22 protein-coding genes and 1 tRNA gene are annotated in these 24538 nt (G+C 66.4%); 11 read left to right on the plus strand and 12 right to left on the minus strand.

From position 1 onward, the window contains the following. The coding region (locus tag VK92_RS07830) for an NUDIX hydrolase (RefSeq protein WP_048028887.1) at nt 1–398 on the plus strand (398 nt) is incomplete at its 5' end. 76 nt (nt 399–474) lie between these two features. Here the strand turns inward: VK92_RS07830 and VK92_RS07835 are convergent. Then, nucleotides 475–687: a hypothetical protein gene (locus tag VK92_RS07835; protein WP_021162876.1), complete on the minus strand. Its 213-nt coding sequence runs from the start codon at nt 685–687 to the stop codon at nt 475–477. A gap of 387 nt (nt 688–1074) precedes the next feature. Here VK92_RS07835 and VK92_RS07840 point away from each other — a divergent pair, with 387 nt between their 5' ends. The 6 genes from VK92_RS07840 (at nt 1075) to VK92_RS07865 (ending at nt 6589) form a co-directional block, all read left to right on the plus strand. Next, complete coding sequence (locus tag VK92_RS07840; protein WP_231600514.1) at nt 1075–2055, plus strand: AraC family transcriptional regulator; 981 nt, start codon at nt 1075–1077, stop codon at nt 2053–2055. 91 nt (nt 2056–2146) lie between these two features. Next, a complete protein-coding gene (locus tag VK92_RS07845) occupies nt 2147–2713 on the plus strand; it encodes a carboxymuconolactone decarboxylase family protein (RefSeq protein ID WP_048022174.1) in 567 nt (188 codons plus the stop codon). Continuing rightward, a complete protein-coding gene (locus tag VK92_RS07850) occupies nt 2710–3789 on the plus strand; it encodes an acyl-CoA dehydrogenase family protein (RefSeq protein ID WP_048022030.1) in 1080 nt (359 codons plus the stop codon). Before VK92_RS07845 ends, VK92_RS07850 begins: the two co-directional genes overlap by 4 nt. After that, nucleotides 3786–4550 (plus strand): ABC transporter ATP-binding protein, encoded by a 765-nt coding sequence (locus tag VK92_RS07855; protein ID WP_048022032.1) that lies wholly within the window; start codon nt 3786–3788, stop codon nt 4548–4550. Before VK92_RS07850 ends, VK92_RS07855 begins: the two co-directional genes overlap by 4 nt. A 28-nt stretch (nt 4551–4578) precedes the next feature. Continuing rightward, the gene (locus VK92_RS07860) at nt 4579–5769 is read left to right on the plus strand and encodes an ABC transporter substrate-binding protein (protein WP_048022035.1); all 1191 of its coding nucleotides are present in this window, start codon (nt 4579–4581) and stop codon (nt 5767–5769) included. After that, a complete protein-coding gene (locus tag VK92_RS07865; protein ID WP_081082726.1) occupies nt 5741–6589 on the plus strand; it encodes an ABC transporter permease in 849 nt (282 codons plus the stop codon). The genes VK92_RS07860 and VK92_RS07865 overlap by 29 nt, the downstream gene beginning before the upstream one ends. A gap of 27 nt (nt 6590–6616) precedes the next feature. Here the strand turns inward: VK92_RS07865 and VK92_RS07870 are convergent. From VK92_RS07870 to fdnG, 7 genes are all read right to left on the minus strand, one after another. Then, nucleotides 6617–6712, minus strand: a tRNA-Sec gene (locus tag VK92_RS07870). Nucleotides 6713–6742: 30 nt separating this feature from the next. Next, on the minus strand, nt 6743–8668 hold the full coding sequence (gene selB / locus VK92_RS07875) for a selenocysteine-specific translation elongation factor (protein WP_048022037.1): 1926 nt from the start codon (nt 8666–8668) through the stop codon (nt 6743–6745). After that, nucleotides 8665–10104 carry an L-seryl-tRNA(Sec) selenium transferase gene (gene selA, locus VK92_RS07880; RefSeq protein WP_048022039.1) on the minus strand — a complete coding sequence of 480 codons (1440 nt, stop codon included), beginning with the start codon at nt 10102–10104 and terminating at the stop codon, nt 8665–8667. Before selA ends, selB begins: the two co-directional genes overlap by 4 nt. Before the next feature lie 73 nt (nt 10105–10177). Continuing rightward, entirely contained in the window at nt 10178–11113 is a 936-nt protein-coding gene (gene fdhE / locus VK92_RS07885) for a formate dehydrogenase accessory protein FdhE (protein ID WP_175851567.1), read from the minus strand. A gap of 392 nt (nt 11114–11505) precedes the next feature. Further along, the gene (locus VK92_RS07890) at nt 11506–12132 is read right to left on the minus strand and encodes a formate dehydrogenase subunit gamma (RefSeq protein ID WP_021162866.1); all 627 of its coding nucleotides are present in this window, start codon (nt 12130–12132) and stop codon (nt 11506–11508) included. Beyond that, a complete protein-coding gene (gene fdxH / locus VK92_RS07895) occupies nt 12129–13043 on the minus strand; it encodes a formate dehydrogenase subunit beta (RefSeq protein ID WP_021162865.1) in 915 nt (304 codons plus the stop codon). Before fdxH ends, VK92_RS07890 begins: the two co-directional genes overlap by 4 nt. A gap of 10 nt (nt 13044–13053) precedes the next feature. Next, entirely contained in the window at nt 13054–16125 is a 3072-nt protein-coding gene (gene fdnG, locus VK92_RS07900) for a formate dehydrogenase-N subunit alpha (RefSeq protein ID WP_081056026.1), read from the minus strand. A gap of 142 nt (nt 16126–16267) precedes the next feature. On the opposite strand from fdnG, the gene VK92_RS07910 reads away from it, so the two are divergent. The 3 genes from VK92_RS07910 (at nt 16268) to VK92_RS07920 (ending at nt 19624) form a co-directional block, all read left to right on the plus strand. Then, complete coding sequence (locus VK92_RS07910) at nt 16268–17200, plus strand: YihY/virulence factor BrkB family protein (protein WP_048022044.1); 933 nt, start codon at nt 16268–16270, stop codon at nt 17198–17200. Between the two features lie 403 nt (nt 17201–17603). Continuing rightward, nucleotides 17604–18764: a porin gene (locus VK92_RS07915; protein WP_048022047.1), complete on the plus strand. Its 1161-nt coding sequence runs from the start codon at nt 17604–17606 to the stop codon at nt 18762–18764. A gap of 386 nt (nt 18765–19150) precedes the next feature. Further along, the gene (locus VK92_RS07920; protein ID WP_042977429.1) at nt 19151–19624 is read left to right on the plus strand and encodes a VOC family protein; all 474 of its coding nucleotides are present in this window, start codon (nt 19151–19153) and stop codon (nt 19622–19624) included. A 128-nt stretch (nt 19625–19752) separates the two neighbouring features. On the opposite strand, the gene VK92_RS07925 is transcribed toward VK92_RS07920, so the two are convergent. Beyond that, nucleotides 19753–20565, minus strand: a complete 813-nt coding sequence (locus tag VK92_RS07925) for an AadA family aminoglycoside 3''-O-nucleotidyltransferase (RefSeq protein ID WP_048022049.1) — start codon at nt 20563–20565, stop codon at nt 19753–19755. 281 nt (nt 20566–20846) lie between these two features. Beyond that, complete coding sequence (locus VK92_RS07930; protein WP_011355701.1) at nt 20847–21296, minus strand: HU family DNA-binding protein; 450 nt, start codon at nt 21294–21296, stop codon at nt 20847–20849. Nucleotides 21297–21553: 257 nt separating this feature from the next. Between VK92_RS07930 and VK92_RS07935 the strand changes: the two genes are divergently transcribed. Further along, nucleotides 21554–22672, plus strand: a complete 1119-nt coding sequence (locus tag VK92_RS07935; RefSeq protein WP_048022052.1) for an acyltransferase family protein — start codon at nt 21554–21556, stop codon at nt 22670–22672. Nucleotides 22673–23071: 399 nt separating this feature from the next. Here VK92_RS07935 and galU read toward each other — a convergent pair whose 3' ends face one another. Together galU and VK92_RS42400 are read right to left on the minus strand one after the other, a co-directional pair. Next, nucleotides 23072–23959, minus strand: coding sequence for a UTP--glucose-1-phosphate uridylyltransferase GalU (galU, locus tag VK92_RS07940; RefSeq protein ID WP_021162860.1), 888 nt, complete (start codon nt 23957–23959; stop codon nt 23072–23074). 230 nt (nt 23960–24189) lie between these two features. Next, complete coding sequence (locus VK92_RS42400; protein ID WP_006479318.1) at nt 24190–24333, minus strand: hypothetical protein; 144 nt, start codon at nt 24331–24333, stop codon at nt 24190–24192. Nucleotides 24334–24538 lie beyond the last annotated feature (205 nt).

The following is a 24538-nucleotide window of genomic DNA, read 5'->3' on the forward strand; positions in this document are numbered from 1 at the left end:
CCCCCGAGACGCCCGCCGTCCCCGTCAAGGAACGCGCGACTGTCGTCTGCTACCGCGGTGAACAAGTCCTGCTCGTCGCCCGCGCGGCGTCGCGCTGGGCCCTTCCCGGCGGCACGATCAAGCGCGGGGAATCGCCGCTCGAAGCCGCGCATCGCGAGTTGTCCGAAGAAACCGGCATCACCGGCCAGACGCTCGTCTATTCGATGCAGTTCACCGGGCTCGCAAAGATCCATCACGTGTTCTTCGCGGAAGTCAGCCCGGACCAGACGCCGCAAGCGAACAACGAGATCGAGAAATGCAAGTGGTTTCCGATCGACGGCGTCGACGGATTGCGCGCAAGCATTCCGACGAAGCGAATCGTCGAACTCGTCCATCAACACGAAATCCGCAAGACGTAGCGCGCGCCGGACGAGCGCATGCGCCGGCCGGCGGCCGGCTCGAGTCGCTGGTCGTGAACCCGCGACGCACGACCGCTCAGTGCATGCGTTTTCTGCGCAATTCGCGCGTGGAATAGACGACGAGGAAGATGCCCAGCATCGCGGCACCGGACGCCATGAAGTCGTTTGCGCTACCCGAACCGTGCAGGGACGCCGGGAATATGCCGAGACTCAATCCTGCGGCCGCGAGAAGCAATCCTGCAGCCACGCCCCAGATCGGTCCGGTGGTCTTGTCGATTTTATTTTGCATGCAGCACCCGTCTACAGTCATTACCTGAACGGTATCGGCCAAGCACGCCGCGTCTACCTTCAGTGATCCCACTATAGCCCGGACAAAATCATTGAAGCTTCAGTGCTTCTACCGATCAAGTTTTATCGATCGCGGCCGCCCGGGCGAGCTGTTGTCAAAGATGCCGCTCCGGATTGCAGTCTCGGTGTCCAGCAAACGTGCGCGGTATCGCCGACGTCGGTACACACGCATCCGCGAGTGTCCGGAACGGATCGGCAATCCGGCTCGGCCGAGCCGGCGCCGGCCACCGAAGAACGCATATGCCGCACGCCCATATGCATTCCACGATCGCTTGTTTTACCGCACAACGTCGCGGCGCTAAGCTCGGAACCCGCCGTCGACTTCCCAATGGCTTCCCCGCCTTCGCCCACCATGCCGAACTCCGCCGAACAGGCCGCCGACTGGCTGCTCTCCGGACTCGAACTGCGCAGCACGCTGTTCCACGTGGGCCGGTATTGCGGCGTCTATCGCGCATCGACGGCCGGCCATCAGCGCGCGAGCTTCCACCTCGTGCTCGAAGGCGCATGCTGGTTGCACCTGCCCGCCCGGAACGGCCGTGCCGCGCACAGCACGCGCCTCGTCGCCGGCGACGCGGTGTTCCTGATGCACGACATGACGCATTGCCTGACGCCCGACGCGATTGCGCCGTCCGACGACGAATACACGGTACGGATCGGCGCGATGACACCGCTTGCCGAGCCGGCGTCGTCATCGGGCGACGTCGCGCTGGCATGCGGTTTCTTCGAGTTTCGTTCCGATCTTGGCGACGCGATCGCCGGCCTGCTGCCCGACCACCTCCTGGCGCGCCACGACGACGCGAAGCTGGCGGGCGCGCGCACGCTGTTCGACCTGATCCGCATCGAAGCGGCGCGTGCCCAGGATGCACCGTCGCCGCTCGTCAATCGTCTGACGGATGCGCTGTTCTTCTATGCACTCCGTGCCGTCGCGAGCAGCGACGACTTTGCGCCGGGCCTGTGGTCGGTCATGCGGCGCGCCGAATTTACGCCGCTCGTCGGCGCGATCATCGAGAAACCCGGCGACGACTGGACCACGCACACGATGGCCGCGTTTTGCCACATGTCCCGCGCGCGCTTCTGCAAGCAGTTCGCGCAGGCATGCGGACAGCCGCCCGCGCAGTTCCTTGCGCTGCTGCGCATGAAGGTCGCGGCCGAGATGCTGCGGCAGGGGGCATCCACGCTCAGCACGGCCGAGCATGTCGGCTATCAGTCGGAATCCGCCTTTGCGCAGGCATTCAAGCGCGTCACCGGCCTGCCGCCCGGCACCTGCCGCCGCGCCCCGGAGCGCACCGGCGCGACACCCGTGCATTGACGCGAGACAAACGCGCATGAAACAGAGACGGCCGCGCATTGCCGGCTCGACCGGCGCCGCCAACAATGACGGCTTTCCGATCGAGGATGCCATGAGCCGCCTGCCCCTCCAAACCGTCGAAAGCGCGCCCGAAGCCAGCCGCCCGTTTCTCCAGAAGTCGCAAGCCGCCAACGGCTTCCTGCCGAATCTCGTAGCCGCACTCGCCAATGCACCGGTTGCGCTCGAAACCTACCTGACCGTCGGTGAAATCAATTCACGCAGCAGCCTCACGCTGGCCGAGCGCGAAATCGTGCAGATCACCGCCGCCGCCGTTCATGGCTGCGGTTTCTGCGTGGCCGGCCATACGGCCGTCGCGCTGAAGAAGGCGCAATTGCCCGCCGCGCTCGTCGACGAGGTCCGCGCGCAGCGCCCGCTGTCCGACGCGCGCCTCGATGCGGTCGCCACGTTCACGCGCGACGTGATCGCGACGCGCGGCGCCGTGTCCGACGAAGCGCTCGCCGCGTTCAAGGCGGCCGGCTACAGCGATGCCGGCGCGCTTGAAGTGGTACTCGGCGTGAGCCTCGCGACGCTTTGCAACTTCGCGAATAACCTGGCGCGCAACGAACTGAATCCGCAGCTCGAAGCGTATCGCTGGGAGCCGACGGCGCGCGCAGCATGACCGCGCCGCCGAGCTCCGATGCGTTCGACGCATGGCTCGAAGCAAATGCCGACGCGCTCGACGTCGACCCGTCGCGTGCGGCGGACATCCTGCCGCAGCTGGTGCGCTCGCGCACCGTCGCCGTTGGTGTGCCGGAGGCCATGGGCGGCACGGGCGGCACGATCGCGGACGCGATCGACACGGTGGCCGCCGTCGCGCAACGCTCATTGACGGCCGCATTCGTGCTGTGGGGACATCGCACCTTCATCGAATACGTACTGCAGAGCGACAACCACGCGCTGCGTGCGCGCTGGCTGACGCCGCTGCTCGACGGCGAAGTGGCGGGCGCCACCGGTCTTTCGAACGCGATGAAGTACCTGTCCGACATCGAGCCGTTGCAGATGCACGCGGCCCGCAGCGGCGACGCGTTCGTGCTGAACGGCAGCCTGCCGTGGATCACGAACCTGCGGCGCGAAGGCTTCATCGCCGCCGCCGCGTTCGATCATGACGACGGCACGCCGCCGTCCGTCTTCGCGATTCCGCATGACGCGCGGGGCGTCGAGCGCAGCGACGATCTCGACCTGATCGGCCTGCGCGCGAGCAATACGGCCGCGCTGCGCGTGAGCGATACCGTCCTCGACGAATCGTACCGCCTCGCGGCCGACGCACCGGCCTGGCTCGCGCGCGTGCGCCCGGCGTTTCTCGGCTTGCAATGCGGGATGTCGATCGGGCTGGCGCGGCGCGCGTTGCTGGCCACGCTGGATGCCAGCGCGCCGTCGCGCGCGTCGCTCGGCGCGGAAATTCGCGAACTCGAAACGACGCTCGCCGATCAGGCCGCGCAGTTGAAGCGCGGCGTGCTCGACGGCACCTTCTTCCGCTCGCCCGCGACGATGTTCGAACTGCGCATCGCGCTCGTCGAGACCGTCTCGCAGGCGGTCTCGCTCGAAGTGCAAGCGACCGGAGGCCGCGGCTATCTGCGCGGCCAGAGCGGCAGCGCGCGGCGCGTGCGCGAAGCGTCGTTCATCCCGATCGTGACGCCGAGCCTCGTGCAGTTGAAATCGCAGCTCGCGCGGCATCGACGGGCGGCGGCAGCATGACGCAAGGCGCGCATATCGTCGCGAACGGCGTCACGTTGCGGTACGGATCGCGCAGCGTGCTGAACGGCGTCGACCTGTCGGTTGCGCCCGGCGAACTCGTTGCGCTGCTCGGGCCGAGCGGGTGCGGGAAGTCGTCGCTGCTGCGGGCCATCGCCGGCCTGACGCGAACCGCATCCGGCACGATTCGCGTCGATGGCGAGCCCGTCGACGGCCCGCGCCCGGAGGTCGCCCTCGCGTTTCAGGACCCGTGCCTGCTGCCGTGGCTCACGGTCGAGCGGAACGTGGGGTTCGGGCTGACCTTCGCGCGTCAACCGCACCTGACACGTGCAGACCGCAAGGAACGCGTGACGAACGCATTGGCCGCCGTCGGGCTCGACCATGCACGGCACGCGCTGCCTTCGCAGTTGTCGGGCGGCATGGCCCAGCGCGCGGCGCTGGCGCGCTGCCTGGCGCGGGCGCCGCGTGCGCTGCTGCTCGACGAACCGTTCGGCGCGCTCGACGAAGTGACCCGCGCCGACATGCAGCAGCTCCTGATTGCCGCGGTGCGCAACACCGGCGCGTCCGCGCTTCTCGTCACGCACGATATCGACGAAGCGCTGCTCGTCGCCGATCGGATCGTGCTGCTCGGCAAGCGCGGCACGCTGGTCGGACGCTGGGCCGTCGAACTGCCGCAGCCGCGGCACACGCAAGTGCGCTCGCTCGGCGAGCTGCGCATCTCCATTCTCCAGGCGCTGCAGAACTCGATTTCAGCAGCCGCCTGAATCCGGCCGATACCAGCGGGGAATCCTCATGTGCAACGTACCGATGTCACGACGCGAATGGCTGAAGCTCGCGTCGCTCTTTACCGTCGCGGGCGCGGCGCCGCTGCTGAAGGCATCCGACGCGCGCGCGGCAGCCGATCCGAATGCGCCCGTTCGCATCGGCTACCTGCCGATCACCGATGCGGCGCCGCTGCTCGTCGCACACAACAACGGCTACTTCGACGCGACCGGCATCCAGGCGGAGAAGCCGACGCTGCTGCGAAGCTGGGCGCAGCTGGTCGAGGCGTTTCTGTCGGGACAGGTCAACGTCGTGCATCTGCTGTCGCCGATGACCGTGTGGGCGCGCTATGGCAGCAAGGCGCCCGCGAAGGTCGTCGCATGGAATCACGTGAACGGCTCTGCGCTGACGGTTGCGCCCGACGTGAACACCGTGGCGGACCTCGGTGGCAAGACGGTTGCGGTGCCGTTCTGGTATTCGGTGCATAACGTCGTGCTGCAGGACCTGCTGCGCGCGCAGGGTCTCGCGCCCGTGCTCAAGCAGTCGGGGCAGCCGGGGCCGAAGGAAGTCAACCTGGTCGTGATGGCGCCGTCCGACATGCCGCCCGCGCTGGCGTCGAAAAAGATCGCCGGATATATCGTCGCCGAGCCGTTCAACGCGGCCGCCGAGCAGCTGAACATCGGCAAGATTCTCCGCTTCACGGGCGACGTGTGGCGCAACCACGCGTGCTGCGTGATCTTCATGCACGAGCAGGACCTGACGCAACGCGCGGCGTGGTCGCAGAAGGTCGTCGATGCGATCGTCAACGCCCAGCTGTGGACGCGCGCCCATCCGCAAGAGGCGGCCAGGCTGCTGTCGAAGGAAGGCCCGAACCGCTACACGCCGCATCCTTCGCAACTGCTCGCACGCGTGCTCGCGCCGCAAGCAGCCGATCAGGGGCGCTATCTCGGCGATCGCGCGATCCAGCACGCGAACTGGGGCGTGAAGCGCATCGACTTCCAGCCGTATCCGTATCCGAGCTATACGGAAGAACTCGTGCGCCGGTTGAAAACGACCCAGGTGGAAGGCGCGAGCCAGTTCCTCGCGTCGCTCGATCCGAAACGGGTCGCCGGCGATCTGGTCGACGACCGGTTCGTGAAGAAGAGCATCGAAGCGCTGGGTGGCTTGTCCGCGTTCGGCCAGGAGGGCGGTTATGCACGCAAGGAGACGATCGTTGTCTAGCGTGCTCGTTCGGGAAACGTCGGCGGCGGCGCGGCGTCCGGTGCCCGGGTCCACGCATTGGCGCGGCATCGTGCTGGGCGGTGCGGGACTGGCAGCCGCCCTGGCGCTGTGGTGGCTCGCCGTCACGCTGCTCGCGGGCCACAATGCGATGGCCGCGCAGTTCGCGCCGCAGCGTGCGTTCGAAGCGCTGCCGTCGCTCGTCGCCGAGGACCAGCTGCTCGTGCATGTGGCGACCAGCCTCAGGCGCATCGCTGTCGGGCTGGCGTGGGCGCTCGTGGTCGGCGTGCCGTTGGGATTCGCGATCGGCCGTCTGCGCTGGCTCGAACGGACGCTGTCGCCGACGCTGCAGTTTCTTCGCATGATCTCGCCGCTTTCGTGGATGCCGCTTGCGGTGATGTCGCTCGGCGTCGGCGATCGCGCGGTGTATTTTCTGCTCGCTTTCGCGGCGGTGTGGCCGCTGGTGATGAGCACCGCATCGGGTGTCGCGCATCTCGACCGGCGCTGGGTTCAGCTTGGCGAAAGCCTTGCCGCGACGCGCGCGGAAATGCTCTGGCACATCTACGTGCCAGGTATCGCCGCGCATGTGCTCACCGGCGTGCGCCTCGCGATCGGCATCTTGTGGATCGTGCTGGTCCCGGCGGAAATGCTCGGCGTGAGCGCGGGGCTCGGCTACCTGATTCTCGACACGCGCGACCGGCTCGCGTATTCGGAGCTGACGGCCGTGATCCTCGTGATCGGCGTGCTCGGTTTCCTGCTCGATCTGGCCGCGCGCGCGGTCGCGGCCCGGCTGTCGAGCGATATGTCCGGGGGTGATCGGTAGATTCCGGAGAGTCGGGGATGCGTTGAGTGGCGGAAGGCAGCAGGAGTCGAACCTACCCGGGAGTGTCTGACACCCCCAACTGGATTTGAAGTCCAGCCGTACCACCGGATACGAATGCCTTCCGTCGTGGGAAAAAAAAAGAACAACGAGCGCCTACGCCTGAATACCCGCCCAACCGCTGTCAGGCCGCAGGAAGTGAAGATCGCGGTGGAAGCGAGTATACCCAACCCGGTCGAAGAACTCGAGAATCTGGATCGCACGCTTGCGGCCGAGCCCCGTCGCGTCGCGGAACGTCGCGGCATCGAGCCCGCCGTCGCGCGACGGCGCGAGATGCGCAACCAGTTCCGCGAGTTCGCGCACGACGTCCGCGTGATAGAACAGGTCGCGCACGACCTGGTGCACGTCGCCGCGCCGTGCGAGCTTGCGCAGCACGGTACGCACCGCGTCTTCGGCCGCCCCGGTGTCGCGGGCCAGGTCGCGCACCCACGGCGGATCGAAGCGCCCCGCATGAATCAGCGGCAGCAGTTGCTGCGCCAGCGCTTCCTCGCGCGGCTCGAGGCTCACCGAATGCGACGGCAGGTGCAGCCACGGCCCGCTTCGCGCCACTTCGCCGCCGGTCACCAGCACATCGACGAGCGCGCGCCACAGCGCATCGCCGGCGAGCGGCGCCGCCATCCGCCGCAGCCGCGCGGCGTCGAGCCCCTGCTCGTCGGGCATGCGCTCGTGATACACGCGCAGCGTATCGATCGCCCGCGTCTGCAGCGCACGCCAGTGCGCATGCGCAATCACCGTTCCGTCATTCGACGCGGCGTCGCGCTGCCCGATCGCCAGCGCGTCATCCGGCAAAACCAGTGCGTTCGGCGCAAAACCCGTCAGATGCGTGAGCATCGCGCGCGGGACGCCGAGCGGCGCCTGCGCGAGCAGCGCATCCAGACGCCCGGCGTCGAGCCATTCGGCCAGCGCGTCGAGCCACGCGCGGCGCTGCGGCGTGCGACGCTTGCGCGCCGGCCCGAACGGGTCGAGCACGCGGCCGCCGCCGACCGTGCGCGTCGCCTGCGGATTGCGGACGATGAACCGGTCGCCCGGCAACGCAAACACCGGCTCGTCGAATACCAGTTGCACGCGCATCCGCTGGCCGGCCGCAAGCGTATCGCCGTCGAGCAGCGCGACATGCGCGACGCGATGCAGCGTGCCGAGATGCACGTGCAACGGTGCCCAGTGCGTGAGCGTCAGCCCCGCATCCGCGAGCAGCGTCAGTTCGACGTCGAAACGCGGCGACGTCGCGACGAGCCGCGCATCGGCCACGGTATCGCCGCGCTCGACATCGGCCTTGTCGACCCCGGCCAGGTTCAGTGCGCAACGCTCGCCCGCGCGGCCGGCCTCGACCGGCCGGTTCTGCGCATGGATGCTGCGCACGCGCGCCGCGCCGCCTGTGCGCACGATCGCGAGCGTATCGCCGGTCGCGACGCGGCCCGCGAACGCGGTGCCCGTCACGACGGTGCCCTGCCCCGAGAGCGTAAACACACGATCGACCGCGAGCCGGAACAGCCCGTCGTCGCGGCGTGCGCGCCACGCGATCGCCGCGTCCGCCAGGTGACGCTTCAGCGCGGCGACACCCGGATCGTCCACGGCCGTCGCCCGCGTTTCGAAGATCGGCACGCCGGCCAGCGTCGAATCGTTCAGCCACGCGGCGATCTCGTCGCGCACCTCGACCACGCGCGCGGCGTCGACGCGATCGCACTTCGTCAGCGCGACGGCGCCATGCGCGACGCCGAGCAGTTGCAGGATCGCGAGATGCTCGCGCGTCTGCGGCATCACGCCGTCGTCGGCGGCGATCACGAGCAGCGCGAAGTCGATCCCGCATGCGCCGGCCGCCATCGTGTGAATCAGCTTCTCGTGGCCCGGCACGTCGATCAGGCCGAGCACGTCGCCGTTGTCGAGCGGCGTGTACGCATAACCGAGTTCGATCGAGATGCCGCGCGCCTTCTCTTCCTTCAGGCGGTCGGTATCGACGCCCGTCAGCGCGCGCACCAGCGTCGTCTTGCCGTGGTCGATGTGTCCGGCGGTACCGACGATCATGCAGCGGGCCCCGCGAGCGGCACGCATTGCGCGACGAACGCCGCCTCGTCGGCCGCTTCGAGGCAGCGCAGGTCGAGCCGCAGCGCGTTGTCGGCCACGCGGCCGATCACCGGGCGCGGCCATTCGCGCAGCCGCTTCTCGAGCTGCGCGAGCGCGCGGCCGCCGCGCTTGCCGTCCGCCGTGCGCACGACGAGCCCGGCGCTCGGCAGCTGGTCGACCGGCAGCGCACCGCTGCCGATCTGGCTGAACATCGGCTCGACCGCTACGTCGAAACCGCCGCCGAGCGCGGCCTGCAGCGCCGGACGCACGCGTTCGGCGGCCTCGGCGATCTCGCCGTGCGGGCGCGTCAGCAGGCGCAGTGTCGTGAGCCGGTCGCGCAGGAATTCAGGTGACTGGTAGAGGCGCAGCACGGGCTCGAGCGCCGCGAGCGTCAGCTTGCCGACGCGCAGCGCGCGCTTGAGCGGATGTTTCTTGATCTTCGCGATCAGCGCGCGATCGCCAACGATCAGGCCGGCCTGCGGCCCGCCGAGCAGCTTGTCGCCGCTGAACGTGACAACGTTTGCCCCGGCGGCGACGGTTTCCTGCACGGTCGTCTCGTGCGGCAGGCCCCATTGCGACAGGTCGGCGAGCGTGCCGCTGCCGAGATCGACGGCGACCGGCAGCCCGTGCTCGCGCGCGAGCGGCGCGAGTTCGGCGAGCGACGTCTCCTTCGTGAAGCCGCTGATCGCGTAGTTGCTGCAGTGCACCTTCATCAGCAGCGCGGTGCGCGGGCCGATTGCCTCCGCGTAGTCGCGCAGATGGGTGCGGTTGGTCGTGCCGACTTCGCGCAGCTTCGCACCAGCCCGGCTCATGATGTCGGGAATGCGGAATGCGCCGCCGATCTCGACCAGCTCGCCGCGCGACACGACGACTTCCCGCTTCGTCGCCAGCGCCGACAGCGCCAGCAGCACCGCCGCTGCATTGTTGTTGACGACGGTCGCGGCTTCCGCGCCCGTCAGTTCGCACAGCAGATCGTCGATCAGGTCGTCGCGATCGCCGCGGCGGCCGGTTGCGAGGTCGAATTCGAGGTTGACGGGGCGCGTGAGCGCGTCGACCACCGCGCGCACCGCGTCGTCGGGCAACAGCGCGCGCCCGAGGTTCGTGTGCAGCACGGTGCCCGTCAGGTTGAACACGGTGCGCACCGCGCCCGCGCTCTGCGCGGCCAGCGCGCGCGCGACGGCCGCGGCGATGCGCGGTTCGTCGAGCGGTTCGGCCCCCGCCGGATCGTGCTGCGCGGCGGTACGCCAGCGTTCGAGCTCCGCGCGCACGGCGTTCAGCACGCGCGTGCGGCCGTAGTCGGCGAGCAGCGGTTGCAGCGGTGCCGACGTCAGCACGCGCTCGACCGACGGCACACGCGCCAGCACGGCATTCAGTTCATTCAAACCGGGTTCGGTCACGTCGTGGTGGCTCCAGTCTCATGCTTCGCAGTCGGCCGGCGCCGGCGCTCGCGCGCCGCCCCGGCCGACGTCGTCAATCCGCTTCCTGCGCGACGTCCGGCCACAGCAGCGGGTTCGGCGAACTGCGCTGGTAACCGGCCTCGTTCATCAGCAGGTCGAGCGTGAGGCTTGCGAGATCGTCCGCCAGCGGCTCGAACTCGTAGTCCTTGTCCTGATAACCGATCTTGCGATAGGTCTTGCACTCGTCGCACGATTCGGCCTTGACGGCTTCGCTGCCGCCTTCGATCCCGTGATACGCGATGCCCTTCGTCGAATCGCAGTGCGAGCACTTCGTGCGCACCATGTGCCACTCGGTCGTGCACAGCCCGCATTGCAGGAACCGGTAGCCCTGGTACTGCCCGCCGACCCGCACGACGCTCGCGACCGGGTGCGTGCCGCACACGGGGCACAGCCCCGGCTGGTCGAGATACGGGACGTCGGCCGGCGCAACGCAGCTTGCGAGATCCGTCCAGACGACCTGCAGCGCGGCCATCAGGAACGGCGCGGTGGCCGGATCGACTTCGGCGAAGCGCAGCGCGAGGATCGCATCGGCCTGCGCGTCGAGTTCGGCGGGCGCCATCAGGCGCAGCCGGTCGAGCAGCTTCGCGAGCTGCGGGTTGACGAGCCCGGCGCCTTCGACGCGGTCGAGCAGTTCGTACAGCACGGCACGCCATTGCGGGTTGCGCTCGCCGTCGAGCGCCGGTATGAGCGGCATCGAATGCTGCTGTGCAAGCGCGATCGCTTCCTTCGACGGCAGCGGCAGTTCCAGCGCCTGCAGTGTCGCGTGCTGCGCATCGGCGACGGTGGCCATCAGCCGCAGGTAGCCGCTGATCGGGTTCAGGTCGGCCAGCTTGCGCAGCCGCGCGGCGCGCGCCGAGAACGCGGTGGCGCGCTCCGGCAGGCGAAAGCGCGGGATGGCCGAATGATCGAGTGTCGAGATCTCGGTCGGTTCGAGGATGCGTTGTGTCACAAAAATGTCTTCCAAGGGGTCTGTTTGCGCATGGAACGCGCATGCGTTGCCACGAGAACGGCCGCTCGCGAGGCGCGCGACGCCGCGAATACTGACGTATTCGCAAGGAGCGCAACGCGGCGAGCGGCCGTTCTCGTGGCAACCCCAAATTTAAAAAATACATGCCACGGGAATGCCCGAAATCGCCCGTATGGCGGCGTCGCTCGTCGCTTGTTTGGCTCGGCCAAACGGCGCTCCTCACTTCTTGCCCTACGAGCGATTTCGGGCATTCGCATGCGCGTTCCATGCGCAAACAGACCCCAAACAAGCGCCGACGCATCGGCGCTTTCGGGCAGTTCCGGCGGTTGGCGGAACGCCCCGCCGCAACTGGCGAGCCGCCCCGCTCCGGTGCGTTATTTCACGCTTTCACGGAACCACTTCGGGTGATGCTTGCGAGCCCAGCCCAGCGTGACGGTGCCGCGCACCATCGCGCCGATCGAGCCCTTCACCCACAATGCCGCGTAAATGTGCACGATGATGCTCGCGATCAGCACGAAGGCCGCCACGGCATGCACGACAGCGGCCGCGCGGATCACCCCGATCGGGAAGTAGAACGAGAAGTAACGCCGCCAGATCACGACTCCCGACAGCAGGAGCAGCAACAGGCACGCCACCAGCGTGAAGAATAGCAGCTTCTGCCCGGCGTTATAGCGCCCGACGGGCGGCAGCTTGTCTTCCTGGTTGGTCAGCACGTCGCCGATCTGCTTCAGCCATTGGCGATCGTCCGCATCGAGCGCATTGTGGTGCCAGAAGCGCACGACCAGGATCGCGAACGACACGAACATCACGAGGCCGACGAACGGATGCAGGATCCGCGTCCACTGGCCGCCGCCGAACAGCGCGGTCAGCCAGAACATCGACGGATGGAACAGCGCGAGCCCGGACAACGCGAGCAGCACGAACGTGATCGCGGTGATCCAGTGGTTCGTGCGCTCGTTCGGCGTGTAGCGGACGATCAGGTTGGGGTCGTCGTGGTTCATTTCGCGTCCTCCTTGATGCGTCGCGCCTCGTCGCGGGCGGCGGCTTCCTCGTCGTCGGTGACCTCGTTCGGACCGACCCGCGTGTAGTGGAAGAACCCGGCCAGCGCGGTCAGCGCGAGGCCCGCGACCGCGAGCGGTTTCGCAATGCCCTTCCACAGCTTCACCATCGGGCTGATCGACGGGTTGTCGGGCAGCCCGTGGTACAGCGACGGTTTATCGGCATGGTGCAGCACGTACATCACGTGCGTGCCGCCGACGCCCTGCGGGTCGTACAGCCCCGCATGCTCGAAGCCGCGCTCCTTCAGGTCCTCGATCCGTTCGGCCGCGTGCTGCTTCATGTCCTCCTTGGTGCCGAACACGATCGCGCCCGTCGGGCAGGTCTTCACGCAGGCCGGTTCCTGGCCGACCGCGACGCGGTCGGAACAGAGCGTGCACTTGTACGCGCGATGATCCTTCTTCGAGATCCGCGGAACGTTGAACGGGCAGCCGGTCACGCAATAGCCGCAACCGATGCAGTTCTCCTCGTGGAAATCGACGATCCCGTTGTTGTACTGCACGATCGCGCCCGGCGACGGGCACGCCTTCAGGCAGCCCGGATCCTCGCAGTGCATGCAGCCGTCCTTGCGGATCAGCCACTCGAGGTCGCCCGCCGGGTTCTCGTATTCGGCGAACCGCATCACCGTCCACGAGTGCTCGGAGAGGTCGGCCGGGTTGTCGTACACGCCGACGTTGGTGCCGACTTCGTCGCGCAGGTCGTTCCACTCCATGCATGCCGTCTGGCATGCCTTGCAGCCGATGCACTTCGATACGTCGATCAGCTTCGCGACGCTCCCGGTCACCGGTTCGCGCACCGTGGGCGGTGGCGTCGTGGTGGCCGAGACGCGCTTGATATCCAGCGATTGCAATGCCATCTCTTTCCCCTTACGCCTTTTCGACCTTCACCAGGAACGACTTGAATTCCGGTGTATAGGAGTTGCCGTCACCCACGGACGGAGTCAGGGTATTCGCGAGATAGCCGGGCTTCGTCACACCCTTGAAGCCCCAGTGCAACGGGACACCGACCGTCTGGACCTTCTTGCCGTCGACCATCAGCGGCTTGATCCGCTTCGTGACGAGGGCGACCGCGATGATGTAGCCGCGCTTGGACGACACCTTCACGCGATCGCCATGCACGACGCCGACTTCCTTCGCGAGGTCTTCGCCGATCTCGACGAATTGCTCGGGCTGGATGATCGCGTTCAGCCGCGCATGCTTGGTCCAGTAGTGGAAATGCTCGGTCAGCCGGTACGTGGTCGCCGCGTGCGGGAACTCCGGTGCCTGGCCGAACGACGCCCGGTCGTCCGGGAACACGCGGGCGGCCGGGTTGTTCAGCGCCAGCGGGTTGTTCGGGTGCAGCGGGTTCGTGCCGATCGGCGTTTCGAACGGCTCGTAGTGCTCGGGGAACGGGCCTTCGTTCATCCCCGCACGCGCGAAGAAGCGCGCGACACCTTCCGGATTCATGATGAACGGCCCCATCCCGTTTTCGGGTGGTTCGTCCGCCTTGAAATCGGGGATGTCGGCGCCCTTCCACGCGCTGCCGTTCCAGCCGATCAGCTTGCGGGTCGGGTCGAACGGCTTGCCGCTAACGTCGCACGATGCGCGGTTGTACAGGATCCGCCGGTTCGCCGGCCAGGCCCACGCCCAGTTCAGCGTCTGGCCGATGCCGGTCGGATCGGAGTTGTCGCGCCGCCCCATCTGGTTGCCGGCCTGCGTCCAGGCTCCGCAGAAGATCCAGCAGCCGCTCGCGGTCGTGCCGTCGTCCTTCAGCTGCGCGAACGCGGCCAGCTGCTCGCCTTTCTTCACGAGCGTCTTGGCCGGATCCTTCGGATCGGGCTGGTCGGCGAGCGCCTTCCCGTTGAATTCCATCGCGAGCTCTTCGGGCGTCGGGCTTTCCGGGTTCGCGTACGGCCAGGTCAGGTTGACGATCGGGTCCGGATACTTGCCGCCGTCCGTCTGGTACATCTTGCGCATGCGCAGGAACAGCCCCGACATGATCTCGAGGTCGCTGCGCGCTTCGCCCGGCGGCTCCGCGCCCTTCCAGTGCCATTGCAGCACGCGGCTCGAACTCACGAGCGAACCGTTTTCCTCCGCAAAACACGTGGTGGGCAGACGGAACACTTCGGTCTGGATCTTCGACGCGTCGACGTCGTTGTAGTCGCCGTGATGCTTCCAGAACTCGGACGTCTCGGTCGCGAGCGGATCCATGATCACGAGCCACTTGAGCTTCGCGAGCCCTGCCGCCGTCTTCACCTTCGACGGCGCCGCCGCGAGCGGGTTGAAGCCCTGGCAGATGTAGCCGTTCATCTTGCCGGCATTCATCAGCTCGATCGCCTGCAGCAGGTCGTACTGCTTGTCCAGCTTCGGCAGGTAGTCGTAGGCCCAGTTGTTCTCGGCGGTCGCCGCGTCGCCCCACCAGGACTTCATGAAGCTGACGTGGAAGGCCTTGTAGTTCTTCCAGTAGCTCAACTGGTTCGGCCGCAGCGGCTGCTGCACGCGCTTCTTGATGTAGCCGTCGAAATCCTGCTCGGCCTGCATCGGCAGCGTCATGTAGCCCGGCAGCAGGTTCGACATCAGCCCGAGGTCGGTCAACCCCTGGATGTTCGAGTGGCCGCGCAGCGCGTTCATCCCGCCGCCGGCGATGCCGATGTTGCCGAGCAGCAGCTGCACCATCGCGCCGGTGCGGATGATCTGCGCGCCGATCGAGTGGTGCGTCCAGCCGAGCGCGTACAGCACCGTGCCGGCGCGGCCGGGAACGGCGGTGGTCGCGAGCATCTCGCACACCTTCAGGAACTTCTCCTTCGGCGTGCCGCAGACCTGCTGGACCATGTCCTGCGTATAGCGCGCGTAATGCTGCTTCAGCAGGTTGTACACGCAACGCGGGTGCTGCAGCGTCGGGTCGACCTTCACGAAGCCGTCGTCGCCGCGCTCGTAGTCCCAGCTCGATTTGTCGGGGTACGCGTGTTTCTCCGCGTCGTAGCCGGAATAGATGCCGTCGTTGAACGCGAAATCCTCGCGCACGATGAACGAGAAGTCCGTGTAGTTCTTCACGTACTCATGCTGGATCTTGTCGTTCGTCAGCAGATAGTTGATCACACCGCCCAGGAAGACGATGTCGGTGCCGGTGCGGATCGGCGCGTAGTAGTCGGCCACCGAGGCCGTACGCGTAAAGCGCGGGTCGACGACGATCAGCCGCGCCTTGCGGTGCGCCTTCGCCTCCGTTACCCACTTGAAACCGCACGGATGGGCCTCGGCTGCATTGCCGCCCATCACGAGAATCACGTCCGCGTTCTTGATGTCGACCCAATGGTTCGTCATCGCTCCACGGCCAAACGTCGGGGCAAGACCTGCCACCGTCGGGCCATGTCAGACACGCGCCTGATTGTCGAATGCGAGCATCCCGAGACTGCGGACCGTCTTGTGCGTCAGGTAGCCGACCTCGTTGCTGCCCGCCGACGCGGCCAGCATGCCGGTCGTCAGCCAGCGGTTGACCTTCGCACCGTCCTCTGCCGTCTCGACGAAGTTCGCGTCGCGGTCGGCCTTCATCAGCTTCGCGATCCGGTCGAGCGCGTCGTTCCACGAGATCGGTTCCCACTTGTCCGAGCCGGGCGCGCGATACTCGGGGTGCGTCAGGCGGTTCGGGCTGTGGATGAAGTCGATCAGGCTCGCGCCCTTCGGGCACAGCGTGCCGCGATTGACGGGATGGTCGGGATCGCCTTCGATGTGGATGATGCTCGGCTGCGCGTTCTTCGCGCCGTCTCCGAGGCTGTACATCAGGATGCCGCAACCCACTGAACAGTATGGACAGGTGTTGCGCGTTTCGACGGTGCGCGCCAGCTTGTACTGTCGGACTTCGGCGAGCGCTTCGGACGGAGAGAAGCCCATCAGGGCTAGACTCGATCCGGCAAGCGACGTAGCCGTCACCTTCAGGAACTGGCGCCGGGACATTTGGAGCATGGCTGGTCTCGGCGTTATTGTGGGGGTGAGGAAACTGAAAGGAATTATAGACAGTTCGCGCAACTATGTTCGAATCTTCGGATCAATACTGAATTGTCTGATTACCAACGATGATCCGCGTTCCGCGCGCCCCCGAACCGTCATGAAACGACAGATCACCTCCGAAGCCACCCGTCTCGCGCAACAACAGGCCAACTGGGCCCTCACGGCGTTCAAGCGCTTCTCGGCCGACCGTTGCTCCGCGATGGCCGCGGGTATTGCATTCTTCTCCGCGTTCTCGCTCGCGCCGATGCTCGTGATGGTGATTGCCGTGGCCGGCTGGTTCTACGGCGACGATGCCGCGCGCGGCCAGGTGTTCGAACAGGCGCACCAGCTGATCGGCGACGACGCGGCGGCCAGCATCCAGACGATCGTGCAGAACGCGCACCGCGCGGGAGAGCGCGGCGGCCTCGCGACCCTGATCTCGTTCGCCGCGCTGGCCATCGGCGCGTCGGCCACCTTCGCGTCGCTCAGCGCCGCGCTCAGCGTGATCTGGCCGGCCACCGAGAACCGCTGGTCGAGCATGCTCGGGCTCGTGCGCGTGCGGCTGATCTCGTTCGGGCTCGTGCTCGGCGTCGCGTTCCTGCTGATCGTGTCGCTGGTGCTCGACACCGCGATCACGTTCGTCGGCACCTGGCTGCTGGGCAATTCGCCGTACGTGGTCGTCACGAACCTCGTGCAGTTCTTCGTCGGCATCGCCGTGCTCGCGGGCGCGTTCGCATCGCTGATGAAGTTCCTGCCCGATGCGCGCGTTGCGTGGCGCGACGCCGCGATCGGCGGCATCGTGTCCGCGATCCTGTTCTCGGGCGGCAAGAAACTGTTCGCGCTGTACCTCGCGCACGCGGGCACCGCCAGTGCATTCGGCGCGGCCGGATCGTTCGCGGTCCTGCTGATGTGGCTGTACTTCTCCGCGATCGTGCTGCTGCTCGGCGCGGAATTCGCGGCGGCCCGCGGCAACGCGCATCGTCTCGCCGGTACCGCACCGGCCGCGTCCGCTCAAGCCGACCGGCCCGTCGATCGCATGCGCGACGACTGATTCACGCGGTTAGCAACGTCGCGGCGCGACTCCGCACGCCCGTCTGCCTTCCTGCAATCACGCAGTCCGCCACGCGTTCGCGCGACGTTGATACGTTCTTTGCACGCCTCGGCTTCGTTGTCGCAACCGCAAACGTTTGCATGCCTCCATTTCTGCCCGCCAACGGGCCGAAACAGGCTGTCTGCCGCAATGCGCATCAACTTTTGAAACAATCGCGCCGCAGCAATTGTCAACTATTTCAAAAATGGGAACAGTCGTTGATGTGCTTGATATATATGGACTTTTTCGCGCTGTTACCTTTTCGAGACACTTTATTTTTTAGGCTTTCTTGCGTCTATGGCACTGAGCTATTCTCCAATCCGCAACAAATAACGATGAATCACTTGCGTGGAGAAACTCAACGATGAAGAAACTTGCTCTCTCGACCCTCTCGCTCGCCCTGCTGGGCGCCGCCGGCGCTGCTCAGGCACAGTCGAGCGTGACGCTGTACGGCGTGATCGACACGTCGATCACCTATGTTCACGGTAACGCAGGTCAAGGCAACAATTCGTGGTCGATGGGTAGCGGCAACCTGCAAGGCAGCCGTTTCGGCCTGAAGGGTTCCGAGGACCTCGGTGGCGGCCTGAAGGCGATCTTCCAGTTGGAAAACGGCTTCAACTCGGCATCGGGCGCACTGGGCCAGGGTGGCCGCATGTTCGGCCGCCAGGCATTCGTCGGCCTGCAGAGCGACCAGTACGGTACGCTGACGCTGGGTCGCCAGTACGACCCGCTCGTCGACCTGGTTCAGGCAGTCACGGCTGACAACTACTTCGGCAGCGTGTTCGCCACGCCGGGCGACGTCGACAACAACGACAACAGCCTGCGCGTCAGCAACGCGATCAAGTACACGTCGCCGGTGTTCGCTGGCCTGCAGTTCGAAGGCATGTACGCGCTCGGCGGCGTCGCCGGCTCGACCGGCAAGGGTCAGACGTGGGCGGCAGCTGCAGCCTACAACAACGGCCCGCTCGGCGTGGCGGCAGGTTACTTCCACGCGAACAACGCGGCTGCGCTCACGGCCGGCAAGCGCGGTACCTGGACCGGTACGTCCGACGCAATCTTCGACGGCGACTCGGGCACGACCTTCATCAACAACGCGTTCGTGTCGTCGACGTCGATCGGCATCGCGCAAGTGGCAGCCCAGTACGCATTCGGCCCGGTGACGGTCGGTGCCGGCTACAGCAACGCGCAGTACAAGGCTGACGGCGCGTCGACGTTCGGCACGAACCAGAAGTACAACACGGGTCGCGGCTTCGTCACGTACCAGGCATCGGCACCGCTGCTGCTGGGCCTCGGCTACATCTACACGAAGGGTAGCGGCGACAACAACGCCAAGTACCATCAGGTTTCGCTCGGCGCGGACTACTCGCTGTCGAAGCGCACCGACGTGTACCTGGTTGGCGCATATCAGCACGCAAGCGGCCACAACGCCGACGGCAGCGATGCGCAAGCGTCGGTCGGCTCGTACGGCATCGCCGGCAAGAGCTCGCAGGAAATCGTCGCACTCGGCCTGCGCCACAAGTTCTAAAAACGAAGTATCCGGCGTGCACGGCGTCTCCGACGCCTTGCCGCCGACCTGGAAAGCCAGCCCCGGTTTCGGCCGCGGCTGGTTTTTTTTCGTCCGTCTCCGATGCGCCGGCAGCCCGCGCACGGGCCGGCGGCCCGGACCCGAACCCACGCGCACGCCGACCGGCCCTCAGCGGCGCCTGGCGGCTGTAAAGCGCCGGGAACGCCGTTTGCGGATCGTCGCGCCGGTCGCCATCCGTCCGCCGAGCGGCTACCATCCGCATTGCCGGTGCCGCTCGTCCGGTGCGATCGCGATGTGCCGCAGCGTGTCGATTTCGGCAACCGTCGCCCGTCGTGTGGATGGCGGCACACGGTTTGCCGCTGCCCCATACAGACAGGAGACTCGTCATGACGATTCAGAAGATCACGCCTTTCCTCTGGTATTCGACGGAAGCCGAAGAAGCAGCGGCCTTCTATGCAGGCATCTTTCCGGATTCGCGCATCGTGCGCGTCACGGCGGTGCCCGGCACCGACGGCACACGCATGGTCGAGTTCGAGCTGTTCGGGCAGCCGTTCTTCGCGATGAGCCACCCGCGCACCGACACGTTCAACCACGCGATCTCGCTACTGGTCAGCTGCGCCGACCAGGCGGAACTCGACCGCTACTGGAACGCCCTGCTCGACAACGGCGGCACGGCCGACGCCTGCGGCTGGCTGCGAGACCGCTACGGCGTCTCGTGGCAGATCGTTCCGGAAGCGCTGATCCCGATGATGTCCGACCGCGACACCGTCAAGGCCACGCGCGTGGCCGCCGCGATGATGCAGATGGTCAAGCTCGACGACGCCGCGCTGAAAGCCGCCTTTGCCGGTACGGCCGGCTGACGATGCCTGTCGCATAAGCGCGTGCGAGTGATGCGCCGGGTCGCCGGACAGGCGTCCGGCTCGACGTCATGCGCGTGCGACAGCGTCGCAAACGCCCATGCTCCTCGTCGGCCTCGCCCGCAAGCCGGCTACGTTCGCGGCATCTGCGGCGACGTCGACAGCATCGATTCGACCGTTCGCCGCGCGTAGCCGATGAATGCGGCGAGGGGTTCGCCCGACAGGATCGCCGTGTCCTCCTCTTCGCCGAGATAGGCGGCGCGCGCCGCCGCCACAACCGGACGGTACGTTTCCGGCAGAGGCGCCAGCGCCCATGTCGCCGCGACGTCCTTGGGCGCGATCCTGCCGGTCGCGGCGCTGTACCAGATGCGCGCGAGCGCGAGCACCACGTTGCACTCGTCGCCGCACCAGCCCGGTTCGGCATGCCACTGCGCGACGGTCGCCAGCAACGCGGCGACAAAATCCCCCGCGGGCACCGGCTCGAGCAACGCAGCAGCCGGCGGACCAACCAGCGCGACACTGTGCTGCCGCACCTTCGTCAACAGGATCGCCAGATCGTGATCGACGAGCGCCGGCTCGACGATGCCGGCTTCGAGATCGTGCCGCAGCCACTCGCCAAACTGCAGTTCGCGCCGCGCCGGATGACGCCACGGCACGATTTCGTCGTGCGCGACGACGGTCACTTCCAGCGCGCGCATGCCGCCTGTGCAGCCGGGCGGCGCCGACACGACGAGCAAGCCGAGCATCAGCGCACGCCGCGTCGGCTCGTCGGGCCGGGCCGACACCATCGCCAGCAGGTCGATGTCGCTGCGCGGTTTCAGTCCGCCGTCGAGCGCCGAGCCGAACAGGTGGATCGCGTTCAGCGTCGCGCCGAGATGCCGCTCGATCGCGTCGCATGCAGCGGCGACCTGCGCCGCGATTTCGTCGGGAATGGTTTCAGTCACGATGCGTGTGTCTCGCGAAGCGTACGCAACAGGCGCAACCGGCGCGGCGAGCGCGAGCCCCTGTGAGTGGATTGCCGTTCGTCATCGCGCATGCACGACACGTCGTCGAGCGGGCATCACGCGTCGAACCGGACTTTCCGCCATTTTGCTTCCGCACGTCCGCACGTCTTCGCGGCCGCGCGCTTTGCGCAGCGCAATAAAAATCCCCGCACGCTTTCGCGTACGGGGATCGTCGGACTTCGCAACGGCTGCCGAATGCATTCGGCAGCCGCCGCGCGGCATTACGCTGCCGCGTCCTTCAGCTTCTTCAGCGCACGTGCCTTCACGCGCACGCTGGCCGGCTTCGCCGGGAACCAACGCTCTTCGCCCGTGAACGGATCCTTGCCGAAGCGCTTCTTCTTCGCCGGCACGACTTGTGCCGTGATCTTCAGCAGACCCGGCAGCGTGAACTCGCCCGCGCCCTTCTTGTGGACCGAGCCGAGCACGACGTTCTCGAGTGCGACGAGCACTGCCTTGACCGCCTTCACTTCGACAGCCGCGCGCTCAGCGATGTGCGTTGCGAGCGATGCCTTCGTGAACTTGTCCTTCAGCGGCGTCGGAGCGGCCGGTGCCGCCTTCGCGACAACCTTCTTTGCCACTACTTTCTTCGCGGGCGCAGCCTTTTTGGCAGCCACTTTCTTGGTGGCGGGTGCGGCAGCCTTCTTGGCCACCTTTTTTGCGGAAGTCGCCATGTTTCTCCTACCAGGTGTGGTCGTTGGATACACGAAGCGTGCAACGCGCGCGCTTCAACGCCGGATTCTACAAGCGCCGTGACGCTTCGTGCAGTACTTTTGTGCGTTTTCGCGGGGTTTCCCGCAGGTTTTTTTGCATGCGGGCGATTTCATCGACGCTCCAGCATCAAAAAACGCCTTCACGTATGCATCCGAACGCGAATTACGTTCGATATTTGCGCACCTATACTGGGCTCGCTCAATGCCCGGATGCCTCCATGCGCGAAGCCCGATACGTCAAAGGACTCGACGGCCTGCGAGCCCTCGCCGTCATCCTCGTTTTCCTGTCCCACAAGGGCCACGTCCTTGCCGTCGACGTCGGCAAGCTTGGCGTGTGGACGTTTTTCCTCATCAGCGGATTCCTGATCGTCGGCGAGCTGCATCGCAATCGCCAGGCGGTCGAGTGCGGCGCCATGACGCGCCGCCATGCGTTCGCGCTGTTCCTCGCGAAGCGCGCGCTGCGGATCTTTCCCGTCTATTACCTGCTGCTCGCCGCGCTCGCGATCGCGCACGCGCTGTTCTACCAGCGCGGCGTCAATCTCGGGCTCGCGTGGCACGCGGTGTTCCTGTCGAATTACTGGATCGGCGTCGTGAAGGACGGCTGGCCGGGCTCCACGTCGCACTTCTGGAGCCTCGCGGTTGAACAGCAGTTCTATCTGATCGCGCCGCTCGCGCTGCTCGCGGTGCCGGCCGCGCGACACGTCGCGCTCGGCATCGCGGCCGTCGTGCTGTGCGCGCTCGCGCATCTCGCGCTCTACCTGTGCGACGCGTCGCCGGTGCTGATCTACGCATTTTCCCCGTGGAATTTCGCGCTGATCGCACTCGGCGGCGTCGGCGCGATGGCGCTTGCCGGACGCAGCGCGGCCGCCGTGCGCCGCGTGCCGCCCGGCTGGCTCGGCGCGGCAGGCGTCGTGTTCTTCCTCGTGCTGCCCGCATGCACGGCACTCCCCGACGCGATCGCGGGGCTCGCGGATCTCGGCCTGTCCGCGTCGCTCGGCGCGCTGCTGCTGTGGATCGTCAGCGAACCCGAGCATCCGGTCGTGGCGCTGCTCGACTGGGCGCCGCTCGTGTATCTCGGCACGATCAGCTACGGCTTCTACCTGTTCCACAACCTGATTCCGACGCGCTTCGGCGTGCTGCCCGCGCACTTCGCGCCCGGGACAATACCGGAAATCGTCCGCGAAACGCTGCCCGAGATGCTGCAGTTCGCGCTCGCCGTGCTGCTCGCGCACCTGTCCTGGCGCTACCTCGAAAAGCGGCTGCTCGACTTCAAGAAGCCGGTCGCCGCGATGCTGGCCCGGCGGTTCGTCGCACAGCCGGGCACGTCGGCACGTTGAACGACGCACCGATACGGATACGATCGAACGGGAAAACCGCGATTCGGGCCACACCCTGAAGCCGACACCCGGCCAGCGTGGCGTGGCGCCCCGTCATCGACCGGCACCGGCAGAACCGCTGCGGCCCCGAACATCGACGTGCTGCGCGCAATCGAATCGCGACAGAGACCGCCCGGTCGCCCGCCGCGGCACCGGTTTCAGGCGTGACGCCCATGCTTGCCCGAGCGCCCGGCTCCGCACGCGGCAACGCTCGCACGGCAAACCCGCCACCGCACTCACCTCGACGGTGCGCACCGGAATCACGCATCCGCTCGCCCGTATACGCAAAAAAGCCCCGGCGCGCGAGCGGCCGGGGCCAACGGAACAACCACCACCTGAAACAACGGAGCGCGAGACTGCTTAGGCGACAGCAGCCAGCGCGGGCAAGCAGGTACGCAGGTAGGCCTCGAATTCGCGGCTCACTTCCGGATGCTGGAGCGCGAGCTCGACGGTGGCCTTGAGATAGCCGATCTTGCTGCCGCAGTCGAAGCGCGTACCGTAGTAGCGATACGCGAGCACCTGCTCGTTCGCGAGCAGCGACTGGACCGCGTCGGTCAGCTGCAGCTCGCCGCCGGCGCCCGGCTTGAGCTTGCGCAGGTGATCGAAAATCGTCGGCATGAACACGTAGCGTCCGACCACGCCGAGATTCGACGGCGCATCCTCGGGCGCGGGCTTCTCGATGATGCCCGACAGCTTGATGATGTCTTCTTCCCATTCGCGGCCTTCGACGACGCCGTACGAACGGCTGTCGTCGCGCGCGATCGTCTCGACCCCGATCACCGAGCTGTGATAGTGGTCGAACACGTCGACGAGCTGCTTCAGCACCGGCTGCTCGCCGTGCAGCAGGTCGTCGGCGAGAATCACCGCGAACGGCTCGCCGTGCACCAGCTTCTCCGCGCACAGCACCGCGTGGCCGAGGCCGAGCGCTTCCGGCTGGCGCACGTAGAAGCAGTTGACGTGGCTCGGCTTGATGCCGCGCACGAGCTCGAGCAGCTTTTCCTTGCCGCGCGCCTCGAGCTCGGCCTCGATCTCGTACGACTTGTCGAAGTGATCCTCGATCGCGCGCTTGCTGCGCCCGGTAACGAAGATCATCTCGGTGATACCGGCGTTGATCGCTTCCTCGACCGCGTACTGGATCAGCGGCTTGTCGACGACGGGCAGCATTTCCTTCGGGCTCGCCTTCGTTGCCGGGAGGAACCGCGTGCCGAGACCGGCAACGGGGAACACGGCCTTGGTGACTTTCAACATGTTCGCATCCTGATTGCGTTGACTGCGCCGCGTCGACCAGCGACCCGGCGCGATTGTGTTCCGAACGGCATATCGAGAATCGACGGTACTGCCAATTCGACTCCGCTCATTATCGATATGGACTGATTGCCCAATGATTCCGGAAAAAATATAATCCTTTCAACCCGGTCGATATTGCCGAACCGAGTGCCGAGGCAGAAACAAATTACCGATTTTCCAGATACAAATTCTTACGATTCGAATTCCTCGATATAGGGCACGCCGCCCCGTTCGAGCCCCGGGCGAATCGGTTCGTTCTTCAGCGCCTCACGATACGCCGACAGCACGGCCATGACCAGCAGTACTGCAGCGCTCGCGATCCAATGCATGTCCATCTTGCCGCTCCTTGCATCAATCAACTGGAGCTTCAAACTATCAGAAAAAAATCGGTAAATAATTGACCCGCCTCGCGGAATCGCTTTCCGAACGCGATAAAACCATGATGTGGAATACCGATATTTCCCGGTGAGATTTTTTTATTCATTGATCGAATTCTTGCGCATTACGATTGGATGAAACTTCCCGTCCATCCGTCGCAAG

Source organism: Burkholderia sp. LK4, assembly GCF_001043615.1.
GTDB lineage: Bacteria > Pseudomonadota > Gammaproteobacteria > Burkholderiales > Burkholderiaceae > Burkholderia > Burkholderia cepacia.